Below are 16,930 nucleotides of genomic sequence, written 5' to 3' on the forward strand. Positions count from 1 at the left end.
TTGGTGAGGAAATCTGTAAGATTTACAACATTGCGTAGGTAAAAAAACAGAAAGTGTAGCTTCTTAGTTGAAGCCGCTTGTCATGCATAAAATTTAGGATACCAGACGATGTATTATTATTTTCGTGTTAAAAATCAGGTTAAATTTGAAATATAAATTTAACCTGATTATCCATGCGGAATATGGGTTAAAAGAGAAAAATGAGACGATACTGAATCAGAATAACAAACCGATCTCGACACCGACACTACGATGGATATTTCAGAGACTCTACGGTGTTCATGTTGTAACGATAGAAGGTCAGGGAGCGGTGATATCGGGGATCACGCCTGAAAAAGAAAAGATATTAACGCTATTTGGAGGTGAAGTTAGTCGCATTTACAACATTGCGTAATGTTAAAGTGGGGACAGTATAAGCTTCTACAAAGAAGTCGTTTGGTGTGCCTAAAATTTGGTTTAACGTATGGTAGTTTGGAATGATCTTAGTTGTTTTTTTGTTAACTTATTGAAATAAAAATGCAACTGTAAATGACCGTGCGAAATATGGGTTATAAATACTTTGCAGAAATATAATGAAATGGGACTGGCTAATATTATTGAGTGATAGTGAAACTAGTGATCATGAATAGATTAATTCACAACTTCGAATTTTTACTCATAAAAAAAGGTCGCTTAAAGCGACCTTTTTATTTAAATAGTTAGTTATTATCCAGCAGTAGGAAGTAAACAAGCCTTACCAGTTGAATCTAAAGTATTTTCGAATACTAAATCAGCTGCAACTGGAGCATGCTTAGAGCTTTCGGAAACATCGATAGTTACGGTATTGTTCTCTGACTCACGCTCAAAGTAAGCTTTTAGCGCTTGCTCATCAATATGACCCGCATCTGGAGTCATAACTAGGCTATCGAACGCAGTGTCACCGATCAATGGTGGGTAACCGTCACCGCCAGCAGCATTAAAGCTTGGTACAGTGAAGCTGTACATTGCCGCAGCATCAAAATCTTTACCGTTAATTTCGTGAATAGTAATACCGTTGTCTTCAGCAGTACAGTTAACAGTCATTTTGATACCAACTAATTGTGGGTATGCACCTGAACCTTTTGCACCAATGTCTACGCGTGCAACAGTATTCATGTAGCTAGCTACATCAGCACCGTTCATGGTGAACTTCATTACTTTGTTACCAAAAGGCTGAACGGTTAATACGTCACGGTAACTAACATCACCTGCTTCGATTGAAGCACGTACACCACCAGAGTTCATTACAGAGAAATCTGCTGGCTCACCAGCGTAAACTTCACGTTGAGCTTGAGCAAGTAAGTGACCCAAGTTTGTTTGACCTTTACGAACAACAGCACGCTCACCTTCTAATTTGCCATTTGTTTTGGCAATAGCAATATCTAACTGAGCTTGACCTTGTTCTTGGTAAGGGCGAAGAATTTCACGAACAGTAGCATCAGGAGTAATTGCATCACCCACTAATACACGCTCACCAGCTTCATTTTTAACTTTTAAGTTAACTGGCACTAGTTCATAGCTTGATAGGTGCAATTCATCATTGAAATATTCGAAATCCGCACGACCAACGTACTTACCCCATTCATGCGCTTGCATGATGAAAGTACCATTTTGTTGATCAGGAGTACAAGCTTCACCAGGCTTGTAACCGTCATAGTTTTCCATACAAACAGGGTTTTGCGAGTGACCACCAATGATAGCAGACAAGTCACCAGCTTCTTGAGCAAGTGCTAACTTAACATCACCTGGAGCATTTGAACCGTGCTGCCCGTCTTTAAAGTGACCCATGTGAGTTGTAGCGAAGATAAGATCAGCTTTGTCACCCGCTTTGATTTCAGCGATAACTTTCTTCATTTCTTCAGCTGGATCAGTGAATGTTAGCTCACTAATAAATTCTGGGTTACCAATTTTAACTGTATCTTTAGTTGTTAAACCAACAACAGCAACACGTAAGCCATTTAATTCAAATACTTTGTAAGCATCGAAGTAACGTACAAGTGTCTCTTTACCGTCGTCATCAGTTTCAGTTTCATAAATGTTTGCAGCAAGCATAGGGAAGTTTGCTAGCTTACGTTGCATTTCAACTACATCTAAGTGGTTATCGAACTCATGGTTACCAACAGCCATTGCGTCGTATTCCATCAAGTTCATACCGATGAAATCAGGACGAGCATCTTGTAAATCAGACTCAGGTACACCTGTGTTTACGTCACCGCCAGATAAAAGAAGTGTAGTGCCACCTTCAGATTCGATTTCAGCACGTAAATTATCAATCAACGTCTTACGTGCAGCCATTCCATATTCGCCGTTCTTGTTTTCCCAGAAACGACCATGGTTATCGTTAGTATGAAGTACAGTGAATTTAACGCAAGCGTCGCCAGCTTCAGCACAAGTTACTGGTGTTGGAGTAGGATCAACAGTTTCTTTTTTGTTGTCGCTACCACACCCAGTTAATGCTGCAAGAACAGCAGAGGCTACTAAGCCTTTTACTAGTTTATTACTCATTATAATCAACCCCTTGATTTTATGTTGCCGAGCTCACTCAGCATTTATTACATGAAATTTCAGCGACCTTGATTCCTTTTATAAGGATTTATTGTTTATGTAGGACGCTATTCATTGCGGCGAATGATATCAGAGGTTGAAAACACTTTGTTATTAAAAGAAGTAATAAATGTGACCTAAGTTATTATTTTTTAAGTTTTATTTATATATTTTGTCCACCAAAAAAAACATTAACATTAATAACCCATTGTTACTCTGCGAATAAACAAAAGCGCTTAGATGATTACTCACCTAAGCGCTTGAAACATTATAAAATTATTTCAACTGTTAATTTAACAACATTGTTTCATTTAAAGAACAAAGGTTAAACCTAAAGTATCTATTTAAAAATCACGACAGAAGCTGTTTGCTTAACCATTGACCAATTTCAGCCAATTGTTGTGGCAAAACTGAATGCGGCATTGGAAAGCTCTTCCATTGAGCATCATACCCTGCATTAAGTAGCGCTTGATTTGCCATTTTACCCGCTGAAATCGGAACAACCGGATCTTGCTCCCCATGGTGTTGTAACACTGCTGTATGTTGGTTTGCGTCGTTTAACCCTTCAGGTAACGTGTCACCTTGAGGCAAATAGCAAGAAAGCGCCATAATACCAGCCAATTTTTCTGGATAGCGTAAGCCTGTATACAAGCTCAAAACACCACCTTGACTAAAACCAGCAAGAACGATTCGGTGAGCAGGAATACCACTTTCAATTTGGTCTTGAAGAATCAATTTTACTTTAGCTTCAGACTCTTGAACTCCAGACATATCAGCACGATCAAGTAGGTTCATACTTTTTATGTCATACCAAGATCTCATTACCGCACCACCGTTGATGGTAACGGGTTGCTCAGGAGCATGCGGAAAAACAAATCGAACATTATGATCTTGAGGTAAACCTAACATAGGTACTACAGGCGCAAACCCTGCACCTGAATCTCCTAAACCATGAAGCCAAATAACACACGCTTCCGCTTTTACATTTGGTTCAACAATAATTGCTTGTTCTGGAGTTAATGCCATTGAACTGCCCTACTTCTTAATTGGTTTATTGATACTATTTTTGTAACCATTCACCAGCCCCGTATTGACTTTTCAAATAAACAGTGAAACTTACTTGCGGGGTGGTACTTGTGTCACAAAACAATGGCAAGCTTGTAGTTATAAATGCCAATAAACGGGAGTTTGAGATTGTCAATACCCCTCTGGTGAATGCTTACCTATTTTTTAGCTTCTAAACTGCGCATATCCATGATTGGCATTGCACTGTTGCCTAACACTGTTGAAGGTAACTTTCCGTCCCAACCTTGAGCTTCTGTAAGCTTAACAATCAAAGGATTATTTTTAAGTGCTTTGGCTTTTGCTTCAATTGCTTTTGCTTCTGCTCTACCTTTTAGCAAGATAGATTGAGCTTCTGCTTCTGCGACCTTTAAAATGCCTTTTGCTTTTGCATCCGCAGTGTTTACTGCGCGAAGCGCTTCTAAGCGTTGACGCTCGAGTTTATGTTCCTCAGCAGCAGCAAGGTTCTTTTCAGTTTGCTTAATTTCGATAGAATTGATGTATTTTTTTGGTAATACAATGTTTTCAATCTGGATATTATCAACAACAACCGGGAAGCCGGCCATCTCTTCAGTAAGCCTTCTTTCGATGCCCTGAATAGCACTCGCCCTATCTTGGATCAATTGCTCAGCTTCAAACTGAGGAATGGTATCCTTTGCTGCACTTCTGAACCTAGGATCAAGAATTCTTTGTTCGAATTGACTTAATCCACCATATTTCTTAAATAAGTCAAGCGCCGCATCCTTATTGACGGTCCAGTTAACTGAAACTTCAATCGTCACTGGCATCTGCTCCTTGGTACTGGATGCCATTCTTTCCGCATTTTTACGAGTTCGAACTTCAATAAATTCCACAGTTTCAATAAATGGAATTTTAAAATGAAGTCCAGGATTTTCTTGATGCTTAGCTTCACCAAAACGCTTAACTACACCAACGTGACCTTCACTAACGGTATAGAACGATTGGAAAATAGCGATAATAATAATTAAAACTGGCAGTGCCTTAAGTATAATTGAGGCTGAGAATTTTTTTGTTGTATTCATTATATGTCCCTTTTACAACTCCCTAAAAGTCGCACATTTTATCACAAAAAATCAACACTCCGTGAAAAAGTAAAAATAGATAAAGCCGTCGCTCTGTAGTTTTAAGTTTTGAAAGGGATTAACAACAATCGGGTAAATAAAATTTTGTGTCGTGCGTAAATTACGTGAATTAAATGCCTATCCTTTTCTCGGGGATAAAGACTTCATGACTCCATTACACCTTGCAGTTGAATCCGGTGTTCCATCGTTAGTTGTAATAGTTTGCAATAAATATACTTTAGTGAATCGTTTTTCAATTAAAGGACTAACTGCTCTTCAATTGGCCGTAAAAAGCCGCTCACCTGAAATAGTGGAAGCTTTACTTAAAGAAACTGTTTCTGACCTAAATAAACCATTAGAGGAAAGTAGCACAAACCTTCTGGGCTTTGCCGTAAAAAATGGAGATCGCAATATTATAAGGCTGTTAGTTAAAGCTGGAGCCTTGTTGAGAGTAATCATCCAGTATCACTCAACCTAAAAAAAGGCCACAAAACAACCCTTAAAACGCACTTCTCAAATTGTTCAATAGCCCCATAATATCAATTAATGATGATGACCACCCACGCCATGAGCATGCCCATGTGCAACTTCTTCATGCGTCGCATCGCGTACATCTTTGATTTCAATTTCAAAAGTTAATTCACGACCTGCTAAAGGATGGTTAGTGTCAATCGTCGCCATAAACTTACCGACTTTAAGAATGGTGACTAGACGTTGGCCTTGATCAGTATTTACTGTGGCTGTCATGCCGGGTTTCCAAACTTTCGTTGCACCCACTAGATGTTTAACCGGTACACGCTGTTCAGCGCCTTCAACCTTCTCACCATAAGTTTCTGCGGCAGGTAAAGTTGCAGAAAATGATTCTCCAGCACTTTTTCCTTCCATCGCTTTTTCAACACCAATCATCATATTACTGTGCCCATGAAGATAAGCGATTGGATCTTGATCAAGATTAGACTCTAAAACTTCACCTTTTTCATCTTTCAAGGTGTAATTAAACTGAACAACGTTGTCTTTAGTAATTGTCATTTTTAAACTCTTTTATAAATGTCGCAGCGGAGTTTATCACAACATGTTTATGAGTGAGCACCTGGAACAATCGTTGTATTTTCAAGTTGCTCGAGCACGTCATGATTTTTTAAAGCTAGCTGGCACACACCGTTAGTAAATTGGTGATTGTGTGAGCAATCAACACTCCACTGTCTCAATAGATAACTCGCCAGCGCTGCACGACATTGAATCACTAATTCACCCTGTTGCATTTGAAAATCTAATTCAATGGCTTCTGGGTGCTTTAAAGCAGGGTGCGGCATTAAACAAAGTTCTACGACTTGTTGCCAATGCTTATCAGACTCAGCCATTTCTTGAATATAAACATCTGAATCAGAGCCATTAATCTGTTTTATACGAGTGACGACAAAATCTGCAAATCGATTGTTCACTCTATCAAACCCACGCATTTGCCAACGTTGTCCATTATTAATCAAAGCATGTGGCACAAACTCTCTTTCTGACTCACCAGACGACGTTGAAACATAGTGAATTTTCACGGCGTGTTTATGCTGAATGGCGCGCATGATAGTTGCAATTACATTGGTATCGGGATGAATGAGCTTGATCGCATCAAAGCATATCTGGCTTGGGTCAACGGGCTGGGAAAGGCCATCACCAAACCCATTGGCTAAACCATGTAAAACTGACTCCACATCATGTGGAAATACCGGTTTAAAACTGGGTAATCTGTGATACAGCTGAGCTTCTTGATTGTGTTGAACGTTTTCAGTTGCTAAACAACGATAAATGTGAAAATCTTGATTAGATGCCGCTAAGCCAGCCGCAAACTTTTTAATCAAATCTTGTACTGATATCTGCCCAAAATACTGCAAGCTGAAATCAATAAATGCTAATCGTTGCTTTTGCTCGAAACTTAACTCATCCAGAGTCAGCTGTGCCATAATCAGTCCTTAATTCCCATTTTTATGAATGTTGTTTTACTAGGAAACCCATCAGCAAGAATACCTTGTTTCTTTTGATATTGTTGTAATGCTTTAACCGTATTTCGCCCGATAATACCATCAGGCTTACCGACTTTATAGCCTAAATCAAGCAACTTTTGCTGCATTGCTTTAATGTTTTTCCTTTTAAATTTAGGGATTTTTGGAGGGTGACTTATAAGTCTTCCAGCTCCTGCAATTCGATCTGCAAGATGACCAACAGAAATGGCATAAAACTCACTTCTATTCCACTTCATTATCACATTAAAGTTGTCATAACCTAAAAACGCAGGGCCTTTGTGACCGGAAGGTAAATATAATACAGCATCCATTCCACTCACCACCGATAGTGGCTTACCGTCGGCTTTCTGCACTCCTAGAGTTCGCCATTCAGAAAGTGACTTTTTTTGTTTCGAGCCGATAGGTGTGTAATCAAACTTGGTAGGTAATTGAACTTCCCTTCCCCAACGTTGCTCTCTTTTCCAGCCTAAATGCATTAAAAAATTAGCCGCCGAAGTTAGGGCATCCACTTCACTGTTCCATAAATCCGCTTTACCGTCAGCATCAGCATCCACGGCATATCGAGCAAATGTACTTGGCATAAACTGAGTATGCCCCATTGCACCCGCCCATGAACCTCGCATTTGATCATAACTAAAACCATTCTTCTGTTTCAGTTTGAGTGCCTTCATTAATTCTTGAGTAAAAAATTTAGCTCGACGAGGTTTACACGCTAACGTAGTTAATGAGTCAATCACTGGCAGGTTACCTTTGTAACTGCCATAGTTCGTTTCTAATCCCCAAAAGGCGACAATGTATTGACCTGGTACACCATACTTATTGGTAAGCTTTGCCAATAAGTCATGATGCTCTTTCATCATTTTACGGCCTTTTAATACTCGCCAAGCTGTTACTCTTTTATCGAAGTAATGCTGAAATGTACTGGTGAATTCTGGCTGATTTTTATCGGCCTTAATCACCTGCTTTCTTGGTTTAACCCGGTCTAACGTATCCGCTATTGTCGCTTGGGTTATACCATTAGATAATGCTGTGGACTTTAATCGTGTAAGACAGGTTTGAAAATCACTGTTAGCGGCCTGTGAAAAAAAACTAACGCCTGAAAGAACAAGCCCTAACCATCCAAATTGCTTCATTAACAATTCACTCCTTTGGAAAATAATGCACTGAAACCATTTCTAAAAACTAGTCACACTGTATATAGCTTGTATACTATGCACCAGAAATTAATAAAGAGAGTACATTATGACAGAAATCACACCAACGCTGACCACTTTTGTGGCACAAGTTGCAGAAACTCAGCAATTCTGGGGATTAGCTGATAAAAGCGGTGAAGAGTGGGTAGTTTGTGATTCTGCTCAATTTGAAGAAACTGACGCTTTACCTGTCTGGTCTTCTGAAGAAGAAGCAAAAAAACACTGCGCTGAAGAGTGGGAAGGTTACCAGCCACAGGTGATCACTCTCAAAGAGTTTATGGAATTTTGGGTTGATGATTTGAATGACGACGGAGTAATGGTTGGCATTAATTGGATTCTCGAGTCTGACTGTGAAGAGATTGACCCTATCGAGCTTGCAAAAAAGTTAGCTGAAGTTGAAACAGAAGAATAATCTTGACGCTTAAGCCAAAAATTAAGGGAAACACATGTGTTTCCCTTTTTCATGTCAGTTAGTGAACCAGCACTTCTCTCAACCTTTCTTGTACTGTTTCAACTAATACGTCCGGTTGGAATTTAGAAATAAACTTATCCATCCCCACTTTTTCAGCCATTGCATGGTTAAAGTTACCACTCAATGATGTATTCAATACAATGTGTAGATCGGACATATCACTGTCAGAACGAACTTCATGGGCTAACTTATACCCGTCCATTTCAGGCATTTCTGCATCAGTGATCATTAGCAAGAATTCGTTCGCTACCGAGATACCTTGTCTGGATAAGCTTTTTAAATGATTCAGTGCTTGTAAACCATCTGTGGCTTCTATTACTTCAATCCCGAGCGGGCTCAATGTATCAACAACTTGCTTTCTGGCGGTTATTGAGTCATCAACCACCAGCATTTTTTTACCTATCATTTCAGCTAACAAGGTTTCATCAAGTACACCGTCTGATAAGCGAACGTCATACGCAATTATCTCGGCTAGTACTTTTTCAACATCAATAATAGAAACAAGCTTATTTACACCCTCATGCTCAATACGAGTAATCGCTGTGAGATAAGTATTTTTCCCAACAGTTTTAGGCGGAGGAAGCACATCGCTCCATGTCATATTGATAATATGCTCAACTTTACCAACTAAAAATCCTTGGACACTGCGATTATATTCAGTGATGATGAGGTTAGCGTGCTCATCTGCTGGAAAATGAGAAAATCCAATCGCTTTTCTGAGATCAATAACAGGAATGGAAACACCACGAATATTTGCAACGCCTGAGATATGAGGATGACTGCCCGGCAATACATTCAAATGAGGAAGCTTAACGACTTCTTTTACTTTGAACACATTGATTGCAAATAATTGAGTTGCATTAATTTTGAAAAGTAGTAGCTCTAAACGGTTTTTCCCTACTAATTTAGTGCGTTGATCAACGCTATCAAGGACTCTCGTCATTGGTTCCTTGCTCCTATTATATTTATTTTATGACTGCATGAGCTCTAACCAAAATAACCCTGTTACTCGCTAAGTTATTTAAAACATTATTCATCCGCTAAAACGATAACCGACTGTGATTCGAACCTTGCGGCTAACAATTTTTCAGCGTATCTCAATGACCTAAACTGGTTAATTTAGATATAACAATTATATCGACAAAATTTAAGAAATACTTAGTAAAAGTTAGAGAATAAATTAGATTAATGAGATATCAATCTATTATTGTATGGTAAGAAAGCAAAGTTTAATTTCCATTCAATAAAAAGTGGGAGGTGTACAATGAATAAAATGTTTTCAACCGATATAGAAATCGCTTGGGGTGAATGGACGCCCTAAATCATTTAAACAATGCTGTTTATTTTAGGCACTTCGAAACAGCAAGAATTAAATTTTTTGAGGAATTAGGAATTTGGAAACTCTGGGAAGATAAAGTAATGGGGCCCGTTTTAAAAGATTGTTATGCAAAATACATTCGACCTGTAACGTTTCCTGACAAGTTGACCATTGAAATAACCTTATCAGAAATTGAAAGTGACCGATTTACAATGAATTATACCGCACATAGTGAAGCTCAAAATAGAACCTGTACGGTAGGGAAATCTATTATTGTATTTATCGATTTTAAATCGGGTAAGCCGACGTCTCTTCCAAAAGAAATGCTCAAAACGATTGAATCATAAAGTTGTACTTAACATATGACGGTTGAAACTGGTTCGATTATTGATTACCGCACGAACAGTAAGACACCAACATTTTTAAAGCTGAAATATGAGTACAGGAATATCATGATGAAATTTATCAAACTTACTTCTATTTTCCTCTTTTCTTTTTTGATGGGATGTCAGCTCAGCATAGCCGCAGAATGCTCATCAAATACGCAATTATTTAAAGATGCTTCTTCACAAGAAGTTTCGCAGTTCTTAAATGATAGTACTCAATTTTCATCAAGGCCCAACGTCGTCACTTTTATCGGTTTTCTGGTAAAGGTGACAAAGATGAATTTCGTCTATTTATAATTGCCAGAAGAGAACTCAAAAACTTCTCATCCTCGGACACGATTATTAATATAGGCGCAACAGCCGACGGAATTGGTGCTTTGTACAGCCTTTCAAAAGATAAAGGGTTTAAAACGGTGGGTATAGTATCCTCACAAGCTGAAGGTGTAAATCTATCTAAATGTGTAGATTATGTGTTCTACATAAAAGACTCCAGCTGGGACGGGATGAACCGTAAAACCAACACCTTATTTCCAACTTCACAAGCCATGATTGACAATAGCGATCATATCATCCAAATCGGAGGTGGTTTAATTGGCCAACAGGAAGTGCAAGCCGCCCGTCAAATAGAAATACCTGTAAAAAGTCACAAAGCAACACCACTTAAAAATTAGTACTCCCATATTCATTCTATCGATAAAAAACGTTACTGTTATTACCCTTAATCTATCTAAGTTGAAGCTCATGAATTCTTATCGTTCAAGTAGAAGAAGTTTTATCAAATCGACGGCTGCCGTTGCAGCTCTTTCCGCTTTTAAATCGTTTGCTCAACCCGTTGTATCAAGTAAGCCACTATACATGGATGGGCTCTGCTTTTTACCTGATGACTTAAATGACCTAAAGAAGTCGGAAATTGATGCTTATATTTGTGATATCTCTGACATTGAAGCGATAAAACAACCAGATGGAACCACTAACTACAAGCGAACTTATAAAGCTTGCATTAAAAGTATTGTTGCAGCTCAAAAAAGAGTATTAAGCAACTCAAATAAACTCATTGCCGGACTATACGGAAAAGACATTCAGAGAGCTTTTATCGATCATAAAACGGCCGTGTTTTTTCAAATTCAAGGTGCCGACTGTGTCGAAGCAAAAACCCTCACTCAATCATGGCAACAGCTTAATAACTTGTACAATCACGGATTAAGGGTATTGCAACTCACCCATCACTACGGCAACAAATTTTCTGGCGGTGCTTTAGATAATGCAAATAACCACAGTCTCAATAAACCACTGACGCCGAACGGCATAAAACTTATCCACCAGCTAAATCATAAAAATGTTTTAATTGATGTTAGTCATTCTAGTCCCCAGTCCGCACTTGATGCCGCACGGCTATCAAAGTCCCCCATCATACAAAGTCATGGAGCCTGTAGAGCAATTGTCAATAATGCACGATGCTCTCCTGATGAAGTGATAAAAGCCATTGCAGATACAGGCGGCACATTTGGTGTATTTATGATGAGCTTCTGGCTAACCAATAATAAAACACCGACTCCTACGGATTACATTAATCAGATCAAGCATGTAGTCAAAGTTGGAGGTATTGACGCAGCAACCATTGCTAACGACTACCCATTAAAAGGGCAAAAAAACCTGATTAAGTTGCACAATAATAATAAAGAAGGTGTGAAGCAGTATTTGGATTGGTGGCACAGTTTAAGAGCTAAAAACGTGCTTGGCTTTGATGTTGAGCCAGAGCATGTTGTTATACCTGAGTTTAACTCTATTCATAGAATGGAAAGAATTGACCATGAATTAACAAAAGCAGGTTTTTCGGCATCAAATAGAGATAAAATTATGGGAAAAAACCTACAACGAGTCTTAACGGAAGTGTTGGTATAAGTGGGGAATTCCCACTTATTCGATGGTTATCGTCATTTCATCGTGCTCAGGGAATGAACGCCCTTCTGGTTGAGAACCGTAAGCGATTGACCAATGAGCATGACGAAAACGCCATTCACCATCGACAACATCGGCGTAAAGTGTCGCTCTTAAATTTAGCTCATCATATTCCGTTTGGCCTTTCAGTAAATATCTCGTAATCCAGTTCCCTGTAACAATTCCTGAAAGTGGTGTAGCAAATACTCTTGTAGTTTCAGGCGTAATTCTCAAAGTTTCGACTTCTTTGAAATCTCGCTCAAACTGCATCCTTAAATCATCAATACCGGTGCCTTCTTCATCAATTCCGGTTCCCCAAAAATGAATATCTCCATCTTGAGAAAACAGCGCCATTATTTCATCAGTTTTTTTTTGGCAATGGTATTCAAAGAAACGATTGGATAACTCTACAAGTTCTTGCTCTGCAGATCTTTCAAAGGACATAAAATAGAAACCTAAATAATAACGAACGGAGTTAATATAACTCTTATATATTAAACAATGGCAGTTAAACTTAATTAATGTACTTTTCTAACATAAACTTGAAAACGAACCGCATCCGAGTTAGGAGCTACCGACATTACTTGAACACTTTGCTTGCCATGAATTTGAACAGGCTGCCAACTCTGGGCGTCATTATCAACAGCAACCCCTTGATTATCAAACCAAGTAAAACGATATTCCATTGTTTGATCTTTTGAGGAATGACTGACAATTTTTGCAGCACCTTGCAATAAACCACCAATTTGACGAATGATATTATTTGTCACGGTCACATCACCACCAACAAATGAATTATCAACCTTATATTCTCCATCAGAGTTCAATCTCACACCACTTGTGTTTGGTGCACACGCTGAGAGTATCGAAACCATGGTTAATGCACCTAACGCATATATCATTTTTTTCATAATTTGCTCCTAATCCTTTTTCGATAGGATTCTGAAGAATAAAAACAGTTCCTTTGTAACTGTAATACAAAGTGAAAAATAAGGCATGTTTTTTGTGAAAGAATTGCACATCAAAGTCGATGCGCAATTCATGCCACTTACTCGATGAGAAAGTGTGCTCTCGCAGTGGCGATAAGTTGCTTACGGCTACTCTGCCAGCAACTGATATTGACGTTAGCTACACGTCTGCCCTGACGAGTGATCTGACATTCGACAAACGTATCTTTGTGATAACCTGCACGTAAATAATCAATAGAAAAGTCGACAATTTTAGGTACTTTTTCCGTATGCATAAATACCATTAATTGCACAATTGCTGACATCTCCATAAAACCTGCAATCACACCTCCGTGAATCGCCGGTAATACCGGGTTACCAATATTGTTATCGTTCGCAGGTAAACGAAATACAAGCTCATACCCAAAACGAGCGACTTCCATACCAATATGTTTAGCATAAGGAACATGCACTAAAATATGGCTATAATCGTTTGTTTCTGAAGCTTTTTGAACCATACTTTTTACATCTAAAGGTTCAATCGTTACCGAAGTTTCAGTACTGTCTTCTTGTAAATGTTCAGGGTTAAGCTTTTTAAACTTAGGACCGTCACCCTCACCCAGCAATGCCAATCTGAATTCTTCACCGATCATCTCAGGACTGATTCGCATAAAAGAACCAACAGCATGAGCAATTGGATTATCAATACTGTCTTGGTAAGCAATGGCACGAGTAAATGCAATGCTCGATGTTAAGCGATAGCATTCAGCCAAAACAAAAACAGACTGACCTGGCTTTGCTGACTTCATATAGTCAACACGCAAATCCAATGTTGGGGAAATCTCTAAAGAGTCGAACTTTTGTTTAATCGCACAAATAGTGGCACAACCACATGCTGTGTCCATCAATGTAGTAATCACACCACCATGAATGACTCCAGTTTCTGGATAACCAATATGCTTCTCACTATAAGGAAGCTCCATGAGGACGTGATGCTCGCTCGCTTCATGAACCGAAATATTGAGACGGCGACATTGAGTCAATAGATTAACAAAACGCTTTGCAAGATCCGTCAACGGAAAAAATTCAGGGCTAACAGGTGTTTTTATATTCATTATTTTTCTTAACTAACCTAAGTTATTTAGCCAACATAGGCCCTAATTTACGACCACCAATCAGATGCATATGGATATGGAAAACCTCTTGGCCACCATGTTCATTACAATTCATGATTAACCGGTAACCGTCTTCGTCAATGCCTTCTTCTTTTGCAATCTTAGCCGCCACTGACATCATTCTTCCTAAAGCAGTTTCATCTGCTTCGGTAATATCATTAATCGTAGGGATCAAATGGTTCGGAATAATCAAAACATGAGTTGGCGCTTTCGGTGTGATATCTCGAAATGCAGTTACTAAGTCATCTTGATAGACAATATCAGATGGAATTTCACGTCGAACAATCTTACTGAATATAGTTTCTTCTGCCATGGTGTAGGGTTCCAGTGAGAGAAATAAGAATTGTTATTCATTATCGCTCAAAACAAGTCATACCACCATATATGCTTGCTGATAATTACAGCAACAGAGCGAAGAAATTAAGGATATAATTCTATTATCACAAAACAATACGAGCAAAATCATGATCCATTATCAAATAACGCCATCTGATCCTAAAGCGCATTTATTTTTCGTTAAAATGACCTTGGATTCGGTAAAAAAAGGACAAACTTTTTGGCTGCCTAGCTGGTTACCTGGAAGTTACATGGTACGTGATTTTTGTAGGAATATTATTGGTATCAATTGTGTTGATGCACACAATCAACAAATTGTGATGACACAAACCGATAAACAAACTTGGATAATTGATCAAGATGCAGAGCGAATTACACTCAGTTATCAGGTTTATGCGTGGGATTTAAGTGTTCGTAGCGCTCATCTTGATTCTACTCACGGTTTCTTTAATGGCAGCAGTGTTTTTCTTGCCGCAAAAGGGCTAGAACATAGCGAACACTCAGTGACCATAAATAAACCGACTGACGCATCATTAGAAAACTGGCGACTTGCAACCGCAATGACAAGAACATTAGGTCAACATTTTGAATTTGGTTCTTTTTCTGCAGAAAGTTATGACGAATTAATTGATCACCCTGTAGAAATGGGAGACTTCACTTCCCACACATTTGAAGCAAATGGCATCCCCCATGATATTGTTCTAACCGGTAGACATTATTGTGACTTAGACAGGCTCAGTGCAGACCTTAAGAAAATTTGTGAGTATCAATTAAATTTATTCAACAACGATAAAATTTTTGATCGTTATTTATTCTTAACTACTGTACTTGGTAATGGTTTTGGTGGTTTAGAACATAGAGCCTCTACTGCACTTGTGTGTTCACGCAGTGATTTACCGACTGTTGGAATGCAAGATATGACCAAAGGTTATCAAACTTATTTATCCTTATGTAGCCACGAATACTTCCACAACTGGAACGTGAAACGCATTAAACCAAAAGAGTTTACGCCTTACCAACTGAAACAAGAAAGTTATACAAAACAGCTCTGGGCATATGAAGGCATCACTTCTTATTATGACGATTTGATCACTTATTTATCAGGCACAGTTACAAAAGATAATTACTTAAAAGCTTTGAGTAAAACATTTACTCGAGTGTATCGTGGTTCAGGTCGCTTCAAGCAAACACTGAGAGATTCCAGCTTTAATGCGTGGACTAAGTTTTATAAACAAGATGAAAATGCAGCGAATGCTATCGTGAGCTACTACACCAAAGGTGCCATATTTGCTTTGTATTTAGATTTAACCATACGTAAAGAGACGGCGAATCAACATTCGATAAACGATGTTATGCAAGCATTGTGGGAAGACTTTGGTAGCAAAGGAATTGGAACACTCGAAAATAGCCACCAGCAAATTGTCGAAAAGCTTCTTGAACGAAATTGCGATGACATTTTTGCCTATCTCGATAAAACCGATGACATTCCGGTTGAACCTTTACTAAAAGAGTTTGGCGTACAATTTGAGCTACGAAGTAATAATGGCTCAAGCGATACTGGCGGCGGGAAAATTACAGGCAATACCATAGATTTTGGCGCAAAATATAAAACCGCCGATTTCGGTATATCGATTCTGGCCGTATTAGCAAATAGCGCTGCTCACAAAGCTGGATTAAGTGCTGGAGATAAACTTATCGCTATCGATAATTTACAAACTACCTCCGACTTTGAAAAGCAACTCCAGCTATTTACTGTTGGACAATCAATCCCGCTACATTGGTTTAGAAGAGACGAATTAATGACAGGAAAGCTTGAGATTAAAGCAGCATCACTTGATACGGTTTCATTACACTTAGCAGATGAAACACTTAATAAAAACTGGTTGAATTAAAACGAATAAAACTGGCTTAAGTAGTTGACCACAAGTGTTCCTAGATTTTCTGGCGCCCAACTTTAGCACTCTACTGCGTTGTAACTTCTCGCCATAGCTACGGCTATTGCTTGTCGTTACCCCTTGTATTGCACTAAAGTTGAACGCCATAATTATCAAAAACTTATCGAAAACTACTTACGAGTCTTCCCTCATTAGCCAGTTATTCGATATTTAAGCTGAATGTTTAATGTCATTCATCTCTTGGTTTATAGGCTTATGACCATAGACTTCACGTAAGCAAGCCAACACGATACTTCTGTTAATAACGCCCATTAATTTTCCATTATCCAAAACTGGCAATAACCTAGGCTGATGTACCTTCATCGCTTTAACCCTTTCTTCTACTGAAGCCATAGTGAAGTCTGTAGCAATACCAACGGGACTTACCCTGTCTCTTGATCAGATCTTAGTGCATTTCTCCGTCAGCTAGCATTTCTTTCGCCATCCTATATCCAACGACATAAGATTGAAGGGTATCCCAACCTTCCCAAATCGTTTCCCAACCTGCTA

Annotated in this window: 18 protein-coding genes and 1 pseudogene; 7 read left to right on the forward strand and 12 right to left on the reverse strand. The window is 38.7% G+C overall.

The genetic code is table 11. From position 1 onward, the window contains the following. Window positions 1-187: 187 nt before the first annotated feature. Window positions 188-394 (forward strand): annotated as a pseudogene (locus tag JQC92_RS23240) (IS1634 family transposase); the annotation flags it as partial. 311 nt (window positions 395-705) lie between these two features. On the opposite strand, the gene ushA reads toward JQC92_RS23240, so the two are convergent. The 3 genes from ushA to JQC92_RS16925 form a co-directional block, all read right to left on the reverse strand. After that, on the reverse strand, window positions 706-2,523 hold the full coding sequence (gene ushA / locus JQC92_RS16915; protein ID WP_205000745.1) for a bifunctional UDP-sugar hydrolase/5'-nucleotidase UshA: 1,818 nt from the start codon (window positions 2,521-2,523) through the stop codon (window positions 706-708). A 390-nt stretch (window positions 2,524-2,913) separates the two neighbouring features. Further along, window positions 2,914-3,588, reverse strand: a complete 675-nt coding sequence (locus JQC92_RS16920) for an alpha/beta hydrolase (RefSeq protein WP_205000746.1) — start codon at window positions 3,586-3,588, stop codon at window positions 2,914-2,916. 197 nt (window positions 3,589-3,785) lie between these two features. Continuing rightward, on the reverse strand, window positions 3,786-4,667 hold the full coding sequence (locus tag JQC92_RS16925; protein ID WP_205000747.1) for a prohibitin family protein: 882 nt from the start codon (window positions 4,665-4,667) through the stop codon (window positions 3,786-3,788). A gap of 151 nt (window positions 4,668-4,818) precedes the next feature. Between JQC92_RS16925 and JQC92_RS16930 the strand changes: the two genes are divergently transcribed. Then, window positions 4,819-5,184 carry an ankyrin repeat domain-containing protein gene (locus JQC92_RS16930; RefSeq protein WP_338049526.1) on the forward strand — a complete coding sequence of 122 codons (366 nt, stop codon included), beginning with the start codon at window positions 4,819-4,821 and terminating at the stop codon, window positions 5,182-5,184. A gap of 65 nt (window positions 5,185-5,249) precedes the next feature. Here the strand turns inward: JQC92_RS16930 and JQC92_RS16935 are convergent, their stop codons facing one another. The 3 genes from JQC92_RS16935 to JQC92_RS16945 are packed head-to-tail and all read right to left on the reverse strand — an operon-like array spanning window position 5,250 to window position 7,854. After that, window positions 5,250-5,735 carry an FKBP-type peptidyl-prolyl cis-trans isomerase gene (locus JQC92_RS16935; RefSeq protein ID WP_205000749.1) on the reverse strand — a complete coding sequence of 162 codons (486 nt, stop codon included), beginning with the start codon at window positions 5,733-5,735 and terminating at the stop codon, window positions 5,250-5,252. Between the two features lie 47 nt (window positions 5,736-5,782). Next, window positions 5,783-6,661 carry a helix-turn-helix transcriptional regulator gene (locus tag JQC92_RS16940; protein WP_205000750.1) on the reverse strand — a complete coding sequence of 293 codons (879 nt, stop codon included), beginning with the start codon at window positions 6,659-6,661 and terminating at the stop codon, window positions 5,783-5,785. Between the two features lie 2 nt (window positions 6,662-6,663). Then, a complete protein-coding gene (locus JQC92_RS16945) occupies window positions 6,664-7,854 on the reverse strand; it encodes a lytic murein transglycosylase (protein WP_205000751.1) in 1,191 nt (396 codons plus the stop codon). A gap of 109 nt (window positions 7,855-7,963) precedes the next feature. On the opposite strand from JQC92_RS16945, the gene JQC92_RS16950 reads away from it, so the two are divergent. Then, a complete protein-coding gene (locus JQC92_RS16950; protein ID WP_205000752.1) occupies window positions 7,964-8,326 on the forward strand; it encodes a DUF2750 domain-containing protein in 363 nt (120 codons plus the stop codon). 58 nt (window positions 8,327-8,384) lie between these two features. On the opposite strand, the gene JQC92_RS16955 is transcribed toward JQC92_RS16950, so the two are convergent. Further along, window positions 8,385-9,329 carry a chemotaxis protein CheV gene (locus JQC92_RS16955; protein WP_205000753.1) on the reverse strand — a complete coding sequence of 315 codons (945 nt, stop codon included), beginning with the start codon at window positions 9,327-9,329 and terminating at the stop codon, window positions 8,385-8,387. Window positions 9,330-9,694: 365 nt separating this feature from the next. On the opposite strand from JQC92_RS16955, the gene JQC92_RS16960 reads away from it, so the two are divergent. The 3 genes from JQC92_RS16960 (at window position 9,695) to JQC92_RS16970 (ending at window position 11,992) form a co-directional block, all read left to right on the forward strand. Continuing rightward, window positions 9,695-10,051 (forward strand): acyl-CoA thioesterase, encoded by a 357-nt coding sequence (locus JQC92_RS16960; RefSeq protein ID WP_205000754.1) that lies wholly within the window; start codon window positions 9,695-9,697, stop codon window positions 10,049-10,051. A 452-nt stretch (window positions 10,052-10,503) separates the two neighbouring features. Continuing rightward, window positions 10,504-10,761: a hypothetical protein gene (locus JQC92_RS16965; protein ID WP_205000755.1), complete on the forward strand. Its 258-nt coding sequence runs from the start codon at window positions 10,504-10,506 to the stop codon at window positions 10,759-10,761. Between the two features lie 70 nt (window positions 10,762-10,831). Next, window positions 10,832-11,992, forward strand: a complete 1,161-nt coding sequence (locus JQC92_RS16970; RefSeq protein WP_205000756.1) for a membrane dipeptidase — start codon at window positions 10,832-10,834, stop codon at window positions 11,990-11,992. Between the two features lie 15 nt (window positions 11,993-12,007). Here the strand turns inward: JQC92_RS16970 and JQC92_RS16975 are convergent, their stop codons facing one another. From JQC92_RS16975 to hinT, 4 genes are all read right to left on the reverse strand, one after another. Continuing rightward, window positions 12,008-12,472, reverse strand: coding sequence for a YybH family protein (locus JQC92_RS16975; protein WP_205000757.1), 465 nt, complete (start codon window positions 12,470-12,472; stop codon window positions 12,008-12,010). Window positions 12,473-12,546: 74 nt separating this feature from the next. Next, the gene (locus tag JQC92_RS16980) at window positions 12,547-12,939 is read right to left on the reverse strand and encodes a YcfL family putative periplasmic lipoprotein (protein ID WP_205000758.1); all 393 of its coding nucleotides are present in this window, start codon (window positions 12,937-12,939) and stop codon (window positions 12,547-12,549) included. 137 nt (window positions 12,940-13,076) lie between these two features. Then, window positions 13,077-14,090, reverse strand: coding sequence for a PaaI family thioesterase (locus JQC92_RS23245; RefSeq protein ID WP_205000759.1), 1,014 nt, complete (start codon window positions 14,088-14,090; stop codon window positions 13,077-13,079). Window positions 14,091-14,112: 22 nt separating this feature from the next. After that, the gene (hinT, locus tag JQC92_RS16990; protein ID WP_205000760.1) at window positions 14,113-14,463 is read right to left on the reverse strand and encodes a purine nucleoside phosphoramidase; all 351 of its coding nucleotides are present in this window, start codon (window positions 14,461-14,463) and stop codon (window positions 14,113-14,115) included. A 151-nt stretch (window positions 14,464-14,614) separates the two neighbouring features. Here hinT and JQC92_RS16995 point away from each other — a divergent pair, with 151 nt between their 5' ends. Then, a complete protein-coding gene (locus JQC92_RS16995) occupies window positions 14,615-16,378 on the forward strand; it encodes a M61 family metallopeptidase (protein ID WP_205000761.1) in 1,764 nt (587 codons plus the stop codon). A gap of 213 nt (window positions 16,379-16,591) precedes the next feature. Here the strand turns inward: JQC92_RS16995 and JQC92_RS17000 are convergent, their stop codons facing one another. Then, a complete protein-coding gene (locus JQC92_RS17000; RefSeq protein WP_205000762.1) occupies window positions 16,592-16,774 on the reverse strand; it encodes a CBS domain-containing protein in 183 nt (60 codons plus the stop codon). Window positions 16,775-16,930: the final 156 nt, after the last annotated feature.

Source organism: Parashewanella hymeniacidonis (genome assembly GCF_016900895.1).
Classification (GTDB): Bacteria; Pseudomonadota; Gammaproteobacteria; order Enterobacterales; family Shewanellaceae; genus Parashewanella; species Parashewanella hymeniacidonis.

Coding starts and splice junctions, on each gene's coding strand:
- JQC92_RS16925 (WP_205000747.1), bottom strand. CDS start 4,667: ATGAATACAACAAAAAAATTCTCAGCCTCAATTATACTTAAGGCACTG.
- JQC92_RS16940 (WP_205000750.1), bottom strand. CDS start 6,661: ATGGCACAGCTGACTCTGGATGAGTTAAGTTTCGAGCAAAAGCAACGA.
- JQC92_RS16945 (WP_205000751.1), bottom strand. CDS start 7,854: ATGAAGCAATTTGGATGGTTAGGGCTTGTTCTTTCAGGCGTTAGTTTT.
- JQC92_RS16920 (WP_205000746.1), bottom strand. CDS start 3,588: ATGGCATTAACTCCAGAACAAGCAATTATTGTTGAACCAAATGTAAAA.
- JQC92_RS16935 (WP_205000749.1), bottom strand. CDS start 5,735: ATGACAATTACTAAAGACAACGTTGTTCAGTTTAATTACACCTTGAAA.
- JQC92_RS16960 (WP_205000754.1), top strand. CDS start 9,695: ATGGACGCCCTAAATCATTTAAACAATGCTGTTTATTTTAGGCACTTC.
- JQC92_RS16950 (WP_205000752.1), top strand. CDS start 7,964: ATGACAGAAATCACACCAACGCTGACCACTTTTGTGGCACAAGTTGCA.
- JQC92_RS17000 (WP_205000762.1), bottom strand. CDS start 16,774: ATGGCTTCAGTAGAAGAAAGGGTTAAAGCGATGAAGGTACATCAGCCT.
- JQC92_RS16970 (WP_205000756.1), top strand. CDS start 10,832: ATGAATTCTTATCGTTCAAGTAGAAGAAGTTTTATCAAATCGACGGCT.
- JQC92_RS16995 (WP_205000761.1), top strand. CDS start 14,615: ATGATCCATTATCAAATAACGCCATCTGATCCTAAAGCGCATTTATTT.
- ushA (WP_205000745.1), bottom strand. CDS start 2,523: ATGAGTAATAAACTAGTAAAAGGCTTAGTAGCCTCTGCTGTTCTTGCA.
- JQC92_RS16980 (WP_205000758.1), bottom strand. CDS start 12,939: ATGAAAAAAATGATATATGCGTTAGGTGCATTAACCATGGTTTCGATA.
- JQC92_RS16955 (WP_205000753.1), bottom strand. CDS start 9,329: ATGACGAGAGTCCTTGATAGCGTTGATCAACGCACTAAATTAGTAGGG.
- hinT (WP_205000760.1), bottom strand. CDS start 14,463: ATGGCAGAAGAAACTATATTCAGTAAGATTGTTCGACGTGAAATTCCA.
- JQC92_RS16975 (WP_205000757.1), bottom strand. CDS start 12,472: ATGTCCTTTGAAAGATCTGCAGAGCAAGAACTTGTAGAGTTATCCAAT.
- JQC92_RS23245 (WP_205000759.1), bottom strand. CDS start 14,090: ATGAATATAAAAACACCTGTTAGCCCTGAATTTTTTCCGTTGACGGAT.